Below are 9,810 nucleotides of genomic sequence, written 5' to 3' on the forward strand. Positions count from 1 at the left end.
GCGGCCCCGCGTGGCCGCCCGTGCCCAACCCCGCTCCGCCGCCCGCAACGCACCACGACATCGGCCCGCCTCAACACCTGTCGCGGCGGGCCGTCCTCTGTCCCCTGCCATTCCCTATTCCCCATCCCCCGCCCTCTCCCCCAACCACGACGGCACCGGCGTCCCATGCGCCTCGTACAGCTCCCGTAGCGTGCCCACCAGCTCACGAAGGGTGCGCTCGCGGCGGTCCGGCGGGAGGTCGCGGACAAGGGTGCCGAGGGCCACGGCGACGCTGTCCGCGGAAAGCTCCGAGTGGGGCTGGGTGCCCTCGCGATACCACCACTCCACCAGCTTGCGGCGCGTGTTGGAGTACGGCATCCCGCCCGCGATGAACTTCTCCAGCCCAGACGGGCTCATCCCCACCTGCCGCGCCACCGCCCGCAGCGAGGTGAGATGCACCCGGATGGCGACGCTTTCCCGCAGGCGGTCGATGCTGGTGGGGAGCGTTTCATCCATGGCGGTTCGCGGTGCGGGTGGACGGAATGGACAGCAGAAACGTATCCGGCGGGCGCGTCCGGCACAAGCCATTTTCAGGTGCGACAGATGGCGCGTGTGGGGCGCTCCAAAAACACGGTAGACGGACACGCGTCGGGCGCGTTAAACTGCGCCGAAAGATACGACACCTGAACAGAGTGAACGTCATGGATCCAGCGCCCCAGGGCGGCCCCGGTGCGGAGCCTCCGCCAGCCGACCGCGCAGCGACCGCCGCCATCGAGCGGGGGCTGCGCGCCGTCCTGCGCTGGGTGGACCAGGGAGCGGCGGGGGTGGACGCGGGCGCCATGGCGGAGTGGGAGCGGGAGCTTCTCCTGGCGAGCTGGGACCCCGGCGCGCGGCTTCCCCTCGCCGTGCTGGCGCGCGAGCTGGCCGAGGCGGAGGGGCCGGAGCCGGAGCGCGTGGCCTGGGCGTGCCTGTGCGTGACCGAGTGGGCGCTGGAGAGCGGCGCGGTGGCGGCGGGGCTCGCCTTCGCCGAGGCGGCGGCGCGCGCATGGCCGGACCAGGGACGCTACGCCTGGGCCGCTGGAAGGCTCCTGCGCGCGCATGGCAGGGAGGAGGAGGCCGAGACGTGGCTGCGCCGTGCCGCCCAGCTCGCGGGGCGCGCGGGAGACTGGGAGGGGCAGGCCCGGTCGCTCGTCGAGCTGGTACCGCCGTGGCAGGAGGGCGCGCCGCGGGATGGCCACGAGAAGGAGGCGCCGGCCATATGATGGGGCGCGGAGCGGGCGTGGCGAGGCTACGGCGAATCGGCGGCGTAGCTCCGGCGGAGCTCCGTCAGCCATTCGGGCGGCGTGGTCCCGCCGCGGCTGCAGTGGCGATGGAGGACCTCCACCAGCTCCGCGGCAGCGGCGTCGCGGCGCGCCACGGGGAGGTGCTTGGTAAGCAGGTCCAGCGCGGCGGCCGCCGTCTCGACGGTGAGGTCGGTCTGCTGGCGGCCGGCCTCGCGCACGTACCACTCGGCCAGCTTCCGCGCCGTCTTCACGTACGGATCGGCGCCGTCCAGAAAGCCGCGCAGCCCGGTGGGGCTCATCCCGATGTCGCGGGCCGCCTGGCGCAGCGAAGTCGAGTCGACGAAGAGCCGCGCCGCCTCGCGCAGGGTGTCCAGGGACGCAGCGTCCCTCGGGGGCGCGGTCAAGCGCCGGCCCCCGGTTTGGCCGCGCGGTGCGCGGTCCGTCCATTTTCGATTCGGTTACACTGGGTAGACTATCTCCTGCGCGCGCTCTCCACAAGCCCTTACTTGCGGGCCAATGCGGCGCCATCCGTGCGCCGCCCGCCCGCGCCCGCCTCTGAGACGGACGCGGGCGCGGGAAAGGCTGTCCAGTAGTGGCGTGCTACTGGCTGGGGCGGGTACCCGCGTGATTGCGCGCGAGCGTCAGCAGGTCCTGGAGCCGCTCGTCGCGCCGACTGCCGGCGCTGGGGACGCGCCGCGAGGTGAGCGTGTCCGTGCCCGGCTGGAGCGCCTCGCCGTAGAGGAGGTCGCCCGTCTCGGTGACGATGTAGCGCCCGATCTCCCCCGTCTCGGACTGGAGCTGGATGACGGTGGCGCCCACCAGGCCGATCACGGAGACGGTGAGCCGGTCCCAGCGGTCGGAGTACGGGCGGAACACGGCGAAGGGCACGCCCTGCGTCCCCTCCGGGATGGTGCGCAGCGTGGGGATCAGGTGCTCGTCCATCCCCAGGTCCGCGATGGCCCAGCGCGTGTTGCGGGGGATGGGGACCGTCGCCGTGCGCGCGCCGGAGACCTGGAGCCGGGTGCCGCGCCGCTGCACCTGGAGAGCGATGGCGGTGTCCGCGCTCGTCCAGAGCACGGTGTAGCTGCGGGGGAGGTCCTGGTCGAACTCGCTGCGGGCGGTGCCCTGCAGCCCGTCCTGGCGCTCCAGGCCGCTCTCGATCCCTTCGCGCGAGCGGGCGACGGTGTGGGTCAGCAGCACCTTTTCCCCCGCCATGGTGACGGAGGTGTCGCCCAGGGGGAGCGAGCGGTGCGCGGGGGCCTGCGCGGCGAGCGCGGCGGGGAGGGCCAGCAGGGCCAGCGCGAGAGGGATGCGCATGAGAGGGGCCTCACGGGGTTTCGGCTATCGCTTGCGGCGCTTTCGCCGCGCGACGTCCAGCGCCTTGTGTACCCAGGGGCGGAGCCGGTCCGGCTCTTCCAGCAGCTCGGCGGGAAGCTCGTAGTACTGCATAACGTGCGAGTCGTCACCGAACGGACGGAACGGGCCCATCCCGGCGGCTTCGAAGTCCGCGCGGTTGGTGTCGTCCACCTTGAGGTACACCGAGTCGTCGTCCAGCAGCGCAAAGAACAGTCCGCCGGAATATACCCCTACCCCGCCGAACATGCTGCGTGCCGTCACGGGCTCCACGCGCCCGAGCTGCTCCAGGACGTACTCCCGGTACTCCGCGGATACGGGCATCGGTTTTCGGATGAAGTGTGAACAGGGTCCGCCGAGAAGCGGCGAGGGCCAGAACTTGCGACCGGATGAAAAATGGAGACAACCAGGAAATTCTTCGGACACACCCGCCAGCGAGGTGCCGTCATGGCTCGCACCGGACGCAGGGAGACGGAGCTCCGCCTATCGGTGGACGCCCACTTCCTCCAGGAGTTGCAGGACAAGCTCGGAGTGGACCGTGCGACCGATGTCGGGCGTGCCGCGCTGACCATCTTGAACTGGGCCGCGGACGAGGCGAGCAGGGGACGCGTGATCCTCTCGTCCACGTCGAAAGGCGAGGACATCCACCGGCTCGTCATGCCCGAGCTCACCACCGCTGCCCGAAGATGCTGAGGCTCGATCCGATATGAGCACGCACAACGGCACGACACTGGACATTCAGGAAGTCGAGTTGGTGACTCCGCCCGAAGCTCCCGCCGGCACCCCGCTATCCGAGAAAGAGCGGGCGGGCGTGAATCTCACGTGGGGAGTGCTGGGGCTGATCGCGCTCTTTCTGCTGCTCGTGATCACCTTTCTCTGGCGTCGGGAAGCCACGCTGACCCCACTCCCGTCGCCGGCGAGGGGTGCGGCGGCGCTCGACACCATCCGCTTCAGGCTCGTAAGCGGGGAACGGACCGCGTTCCGCGAGTTCTGGCTCCGGATGGTCCAGATGGTCCTCGTGAACGTCCTCCTGCCGGTGCTCACCGCGTTGCTGGGGTACGTGTTCGGAACCCAGGTTTCGCGCCGCGGCACCGAGGCGTAGCCGCGCGTCGCGCCTACTCTGCCGGCGTGGCGCGCGCGGGCACGGACCAGTAGAACGCGTGGAGGGTGCGCGGGTCGATGGCGACGTAGCCGCGGTCGCGGGGGTCGTCCACGCGGTGGACGCGGATCTGCTTGCCCTGGCCGCTCTGCAGGGTGCGCGGGCTGATCGGCCACCATTCGCTCCACCCCGGCGTCGGCAGGGGTATGCGCTTGACCTCCGCCGTGTCGATGCGAGGCATGGTGGCGGACATCGCCGCGAGGGTGGCGGAATCGGCGGAGAAGCGGACGAAGCGGCGGCCCACGCCGTGGCGCTCGTGGATGTCCGTCGCGGAGGGCGGAAGGAAGCTGGGGACCCACTCGCCCGCGTCGTCGGCGGAGCGCGCGGCGGCGGCGGTGGGGTAGCGCCGGTCCGGCTCGATGCGGTCGCGGCACGCCCACGGCAGGGTCGCGATGCAGGCGAGGACCACCACTACGGCGATGGTGATCGGGAGGTGGTTCCTGCGTCGGGGCTGCGCCTGCTGGTCCATCCGGAGCTGTCGGTGCGGGGAGTCGGGGTGGTGGGCGACGATAGCCGCGGTGGGGGGGAGGCGCGAGAGGGGGAATGGGGAATGGGGAATGGGGAATGGGGGATGTGGAATGTGGGGATTGGGGATTGGGGATTGGGGATTGGGGAATGGAAAGATAGCACGGAGCCACCGGGAGGTTCCCGATGGCTCCGTGCGTAGTCGTGCTTGGGGAAGGTTAGCGGCCGAGGCGGCCCATCTGGTATTCGCGGGGGGGCTCGGCGCCCATCAGGTTGCGGACGAAGTAGTCCCAGCGGCGGCGCATCATGTAAGCGCTGTCCCCGCCGTAGCCGTGGCGCGCGTTGGGAAAGATGACCAGGTCGAAGTCCTTGTTGGCCTTCACCAGCGCGTCCACCACCAGGTACGTGTTGTACGGCGGCACGTTGTCGTCCATCCCGCCGTGGGCCAGCATCAGCTTGCCGCGCAGGTTGGCGGCGTGCGTCTGGGTGGCCTCGTTGGCGTAGTTGTCCGTGGTGCCGGTGCGCACCACGAGGCCCTGGTAGCGCTCGCCCCAGTCGTCTTCGTAGTTGCGGTTCTCATGGTTGCCGGACTCGGAGATCCCCACCTTGAAGAACTCCGGGTGCCGGAACATGGCCGCCGCCGTCGCGTAGCCGCCGCCCGAGTGGCCCCAGATCCCCGCGCGGTCGATGTCGATGAAGGGGTAGCGCCGCGCCAGCTCGCGCATCCCCGCGATCTGGTCCGGGAGCGTGTTGTCGATCATCCGGCCGTAGTAGGCGTCCGCGAACGCCTTGCTGCGCCCTGGCGTTCCCATCCCGTCGACGGCGACCACCACGAAGCCCAGCTCCGCCAGCGCCTGGTGGTCGCTGCGGGACGGCAGGAAGCTCCGCGGCCCCACGCTCCCCACCTGCGGGCCCGGGTAGATGTAGTTGACGATCGGGTACTTCTTCGTCGAATCGAGGGCACTGGGCGTGAACATCAGGCCGTAGATGTCGGTCTGGCCGTCGCGCGCCTTCATGCGGATGCGCGTGGGAGGGCGCCATCCGGTGGCGACGAGGCGCGAGACGTCGGCGCGCTCGAGCTGGCGGACCACGCGGCCGTTCATGTCGCGCACCACGGTGACGGGGGGCGTGTCCGGCGTGGAGTACGTGTCCACGATGAAGCGCCCGTCCGGCGACATGGAGACGGTGTGGTGCGCGTCCTCGGGGGTGAGGAGCGTCTGCCCGCGCCCGTCGAAGCCGATGCGGTAGAGCTGCTGGAAGTAGGGATCGCGCCCCGCCTCCTTGCCCTGCGCCGTGAAGTAGATGGTGCGGGCGCGCTCGTCCACGCGCACGATGTCCATCACGTTCCCCTCGCCGGCGGTGATGGCGTTCTTGAGGGCGCCCGTGTTCAGGTCGTACAGGTAGAGCCGCGTCCACCCCTCGCGCTGCGACCACCAGATCAGCTCGTTGGTACCGGGGACGATGCGCCACAGGTTCTCGGTGAACGACGCGTCGCCCACCTGCGTCTGCGAGCGCTCCTCGAACAGCGTGCGCACCTCGCCCGTGCGGGCGTCCGCCACGCGCACCCACGCGGTCTTGTGGTCGCGCGAGCTGCTGACGAACACCACCTTGGAGCCGTCCGGGTACCACTGCAGGTCGCAAACGGTGCCGCCGTTGCACTGCACGTGGTCGGAGACGGTGGAGCGGTGCGCGTCGGCCGGCATCTGGAAGCGCACCACGCGCGGGCGGGCGGCATCGGCCACGTTCACCACCACGCGGTGGATGCGGAAGACCACGCTGTCGCCCGGGAGCGGGTACTTCCACGCCTCCAGCCTCGGCTCGCCGACGTTGGTGGACACGAGGTACATGTCGCTCGCCCCGCGCGCGTCGTGCTGGAAGGTGGCGATCTGCCGCGAGTCGGGCGACCAGGTGAGGACGGGGTCGTCGCCGTGCACCCAGCCGGCGTTGTTGGTGGCGTAGCCGAACTCCCTGGTGCCGTCGGTGGTCAGCTGCGTCTCGCGCCCGCTGCCCAGGTCCTTGACCCACAGGTTGAAGTCGCGGATGAAGGCCGCCATGCGCCCGTCCGGCGAGAGGCTGGCGTCCTCGGGCGTGGCGGCGGCGCGGGTGCAGGTGTACGCCTGCAGGTCGCAGGTGAAGCGCCCCGCGCGCGTGGACACCGTGACCCGGCGCCCGTCCTCGGTGAGATCGAGCACCACGGGGAGCTGCCCGGCCGGGATCTCGCCCCCCGCCGTCCCTAGCGCCGGTGTCAGGCGCGCGGGGTCGAACAGCGGCTCGCGCGTGCCGCGGGCCGGGTCCACCATGAAGTACCGCGCCCCCTCCGGCGTGTTGGTGCGGTACCAGAAGCGACCGTCCGCCGTCCACGTCGGCGGCCCGGCCGTCCCGGTCACCAGCGGCGTCGTGTAGGCGGCGAGCCGGCGCTCAGCGCGCGCGTAGTCCGCTGCGGTGAGCTGTCGCGGCTGCTGCGCCGCGGCCGGCACGGCGAGCAGTAGCAGGGCAAGAGCGTGAATGCGCATGTGTCCCGTGTGACTAGGTACGTTGTGTCGAGCTCCCGTATTCTCGTTCGCGGAGCCCCCGCTGGCTATCCCCCCATTCCCCATTCCCCATTCCCGGCGGTCCCCTACGGCGCTCGCGGCGGCGCCTGCCCCTTTGCGCGCGCCCGGGCGACGATGGCGTCCGTCAGCTCGCGCGCGTGCGGCCGAAGCCGGTCCTGCGTGATGCGCCGCACCTCGGCCACGAGCTGGCTCTGCACGCGCAGCGACTTCTGGCCGGTCGGAGTGCGGTAGAAGGCGGCGAGCTCGCGCGCCTCCGCCTCCGTGTAGGTGCGCGCGTAGGCGCGGATGAAGTCTTCCTTGAGCTCCGGCCAGCGCAGGTAGCGGCGCGCGTGCGCCAGCATCAGCGGCTGGTACTCAGCCAGGGCCGGGTTGCGCGTGGTGGCGGCGCGGATCTCCGCTTCGACGCCCGCCGTCATCTCGCGCTCGGCGCCGAGGGCGGCGAACAGCTCCTCGATGGCCGCGCGGTGCGATGCGGACGGCTGCGCCGCCAACGGGCGCGCGGCGCCGGCGAGGAGGAGGACGGCCATCCACAGCAGCTTCTTCACCACGATTCCCCGCGAGTGCGTGAAAGAGGAAACCCCCGGCGCCGTACCGCAAAGGGGCGCCGGGGGTTCCGTTGGCGTCAGCCGCGGCGGCGCTCCAGCAGGAGCATCATCAGCAGGCCGAGCACCGCCATCCCCTCTTCCTCGGGAGTGAGGTCGGCCACCTTCTCGATCGAAAAGAGCCCCTGGAGGAAGGCGGGCTGCTTGATCAAGCGCAGCGCCAGCGTCCCGTCCGGCCGGGTGATGTTGTACTTGGGGTTGAAGAAGTAGCCGGTGAAGAGCCCGACGATGGGGATCTCGCCGACGAGCCCGTCGAGCACCTTCACCCAGGCGTTGTCCTCGCGCACGTCGAACACCGTGCCACCGTCGCGGCTGATCTGGTAGTGCAGCTTCCACAGCGAGCGCATCCCCATCCCCTGCAGGTGCCCGATCTCCGTGCCCGCCGCGTCGCGCATGGTGTAGCGGGCCTTGATGTCGATCACCCGGTCCGCCTGCACGGTGTAGAGGAGCTTCTGCTGCGCCTCGTCGGCGAAGATGCTGACCGCTTCCTTCAGCTTCATCAACTTCTGCTTGACGTAAAGCTGGAGCTGGCCGTCCGAGTCGCGCACGTAGATCTGGGGTGCCAGCGCGACCTTTTTGAACGAGATGCTGAGGGGGAAACGCATTGCCTCTCCGGAGTGGGGGTGGGGATCGCGCCGCGGGGGCGCGCACGTGCAGCGGATTGAAATTGCGTGCTGGGACCGCGCCACGCAACGACGGCGCGGCCCGCTACAGCCCGGTGGGGTAGGTGTCGGGCGCCGCCTCGCGACGCGGCCAGCCAGCGGGCGGATCGAGCGGCTCCACGGCGCGCGTCTCGTCCCAGTGCACCACCGCGTCGAACTGGTCGGGGAGGATGGCCTCGAAGTAGTGGCTGATCCGCTCCGTCTGCGGCGCGTAGATCACCCCGATCGCGCGCTCCAGCCGCGGCTCGGCCAGGGCTTCGCGCGCGGCGCCTTGCCGGAGTGGGAGGTAGAAGCTGGGGATGCCGGTGGCGTGGAAGACGGCCTCGTAGCTCTCCGGCAGCGACGGCCGGACGCGCTTGTGCTCCACCGGCGCATCCCAGTCCGACGCAGCGGCCACGGTGCCGGTGTGCGTGGTGAAGCCCAGGAGGAAGGCCTCGTCGCCGCGCCGCTCCCGCACGAGCTGGCCCACCGTCCACTCCCCCTCGGCCCCCATCTGCGTCGCGCGCGCGTCGCCGATGTGCGAGTTGTGCTCCCAGACGACCGCTTTCGTGGGGCCATCGCCGGCACGGTCGAAGTGCGCCAGGAGGGCGTCCAGCGTGTCGGCCATGTGGCAGTCGCGCAGGTTCCACGACGAGTCGCGCCGCGAGAACATGGAGCGGTAGTACTCCTCCGCGTTCTTGACGAGGCGGGCGTTCTGCTCGGCGTAGAAGAGCTCATCCTCAGGGACGCCCGCGCCGGTGGCGATCCCCAGCCGCCGCATGTCCACCAGCTGCTGTAGCGCGTGGTCCTGACAGCTCTGCGAGATGCGCATCTGCGCCGTGTAGCCGTACGCCTGCGGGTCCTCGCCGAAGTGCTCGAAGCAGCCGTAGCGGTAGCGCGCGCGCTGCGCCGCCTCGGGATCGGTCTCGTCCAGGTAGCGCAGGACCTCGGATATGGAGGTGTACATCGAGTACAGGTCCAATCCGTAGAAGCCCACGCGCCGCCGCCCATCTCCCAGCTCGTCGTTGTACTCGCGCAGCCAGTCGACGAGCGACAGGATCTCGGCGTTGCGCCACATCCAGGTGGGGAAGCGCTGGAAGTCGCCGAGCGCCGCGTTGGCGCTGGTGTCCTCGCTCGCGCCGCGGATCCAGCGGTTGACGCGGTAGGCGTCCGGCCAGTCCGCCTCGGCGGCGACCACGGTGAAGCCCTTTTCGGTGATCAGGCGCTGCGTGATGCGGGCGCGCTCGCGGTAGAACTCGTGCGTGCCGTGCGTCGCCTCGCCAAGCAGCACGACGCGCGCGTCGCCGATCTGCTCGAAGAGGGCATCGTAGTCGTGCGCGTGCCCATCCAGCGGCTGCGCCTCGGCGCGGACGACGTCCGCGATGCGCCGCAAGTCGTTGCTGCTCATGGTCTTCCTCGTCAGGACGTCGCCAGCTCGCCCGCCGCGCGGCGGATCCCTTCGGCCAGGAGCGGCGCCAGCGTCACGGTGCGCACCCGCATCCCATTTGCGCCGCGCGCGGGCACGGAGTCGGTGAGCACGATCTCTTCCACGCCGTGCTCGGCCATGCGCTGGACGGCGTCGCCCATCAGCAGCCCGTGCGTGGCGGCCACGACGATCGGCCCGCTGGCCCCCGCGCCGCGCAGCGCCTCCGCGCTCTCCACGATGGTGCCCCCGGTGGAGATCATGTCGTCCACGATGAGGCACGCGCGCCCGCGCACGTCGCCCACGATGTGGGTGACGCGCGTGCGGGTGCCGCTCTCGCGGTGCTTGTTGAG

The 9,810-nt window shown here is 70.8% G+C and carries 13 protein-coding genes; 3 read left to right on the forward strand and 10 right to left on the reverse strand.

The genetic code is table 11. The annotated features are described in order from the left end of the window. Window positions 1-114: 114 nt before the first annotated feature. Entirely contained in the window at window positions 115-495 is a 381-nt protein-coding gene (locus VF647_14095; GenBank protein HEX8453229.1) for a hypothetical protein, read from the reverse strand. A gap of 185 nt (window positions 496-680) precedes the next feature. Between VF647_14095 and VF647_14100 the strand changes: the two genes are divergently transcribed. Beyond that, the gene (locus tag VF647_14100) at window positions 681-1,241 is read left to right on the forward strand and encodes a hypothetical protein (protein HEX8453230.1); all 561 of its coding nucleotides are present in this window, start codon (window positions 681-683) and stop codon (window positions 1,239-1,241) included. 26 nt (window positions 1,242-1,267) lie between these two features. On the opposite strand, the gene VF647_14105 is transcribed toward VF647_14100, so the two are convergent. From VF647_14105 to VF647_14115, 3 genes are all read right to left on the reverse strand, one after another. Then, on the reverse strand, window positions 1,268-1,666 hold the full coding sequence (locus tag VF647_14105; protein HEX8453231.1) for a hypothetical protein: 399 nt from the start codon (window positions 1,664-1,666) through the stop codon (window positions 1,268-1,270). 196 nt (window positions 1,667-1,862) lie between these two features. After that, window positions 1,863-2,579, reverse strand: a complete 717-nt coding sequence (locus tag VF647_14110) for a hypothetical protein (GenBank protein HEX8453232.1) — start codon at window positions 2,577-2,579, stop codon at window positions 1,863-1,865. A 24-nt stretch (window positions 2,580-2,603) separates the two neighbouring features. Further along, entirely contained in the window at window positions 2,604-2,939 is a 336-nt protein-coding gene (locus tag VF647_14115) for a TfoX/Sxy family protein (GenBank protein ID HEX8453233.1), read from the reverse strand. Window positions 2,940-3,062: 123 nt separating this feature from the next. Here VF647_14115 and VF647_14120 point away from each other — a divergent pair, with 123 nt between their 5' ends. Continuing rightward, on the forward strand, window positions 3,063-3,308 hold the full coding sequence (locus VF647_14120; protein HEX8453234.1) for a hypothetical protein: 246 nt from the start codon (window positions 3,063-3,065) through the stop codon (window positions 3,306-3,308). A gap of 13 nt (window positions 3,309-3,321) precedes the next feature. Further along, window positions 3,322-3,717: a hypothetical protein gene (locus VF647_14125; protein HEX8453235.1), complete on the forward strand. Its 396-nt coding sequence runs from the start codon at window positions 3,322-3,324 to the stop codon at window positions 3,715-3,717. Window positions 3,718-3,730: 13 nt separating this feature from the next. Here the strand turns inward: VF647_14125 and VF647_14130 are convergent, their stop codons facing one another. From VF647_14130 to VF647_14155, 6 genes are all read right to left on the reverse strand, one after another. Further along, a complete protein-coding gene (locus VF647_14130; GenBank protein HEX8453236.1) occupies window positions 3,731-4,243 on the reverse strand; it encodes a hypothetical protein in 513 nt (170 codons plus the stop codon). Window positions 4,244-4,457: 214 nt separating this feature from the next. Continuing rightward, the gene (locus VF647_14135; protein ID HEX8453237.1) at window positions 4,458-6,752 is read right to left on the reverse strand and encodes a DPP IV N-terminal domain-containing protein; all 2,295 of its coding nucleotides are present in this window, start codon (window positions 6,750-6,752) and stop codon (window positions 4,458-4,460) included. A 104-nt stretch (window positions 6,753-6,856) separates the two neighbouring features. Next, window positions 6,857-7,336 carry a DUF2059 domain-containing protein gene (locus tag VF647_14140; protein ID HEX8453238.1) on the reverse strand — a complete coding sequence of 160 codons (480 nt, stop codon included), beginning with the start codon at window positions 7,334-7,336 and terminating at the stop codon, window positions 6,857-6,859. 77 nt (window positions 7,337-7,413) lie between these two features. Further along, window positions 7,414-7,998, reverse strand: a complete 585-nt coding sequence (locus VF647_14145) for a hypothetical protein (protein ID HEX8453239.1) — start codon at window positions 7,996-7,998, stop codon at window positions 7,414-7,416. Window positions 7,999-8,101: 103 nt separating this feature from the next. Continuing rightward, window positions 8,102-9,442 (reverse strand): erythromycin esterase family protein, encoded by a 1,341-nt coding sequence (locus VF647_14150; protein ID HEX8453240.1) that lies wholly within the window; start codon window positions 9,440-9,442, stop codon window positions 8,102-8,104. 11 nt (window positions 9,443-9,453) lie between these two features. Further along, a partial coding sequence (locus tag VF647_14155) for a phosphoribosyltransferase family protein (protein HEX8453241.1) occupies window positions 9,454-9,810 on the reverse strand: 357 nt, incomplete at its 5' end.

It is taken from the genome of Longimicrobium sp. (genome assembly GCA_036387335.1).
Lineage (GTDB): Bacteria > Gemmatimonadota > Gemmatimonadetes > Longimicrobiales > Longimicrobiaceae > Longimicrobium.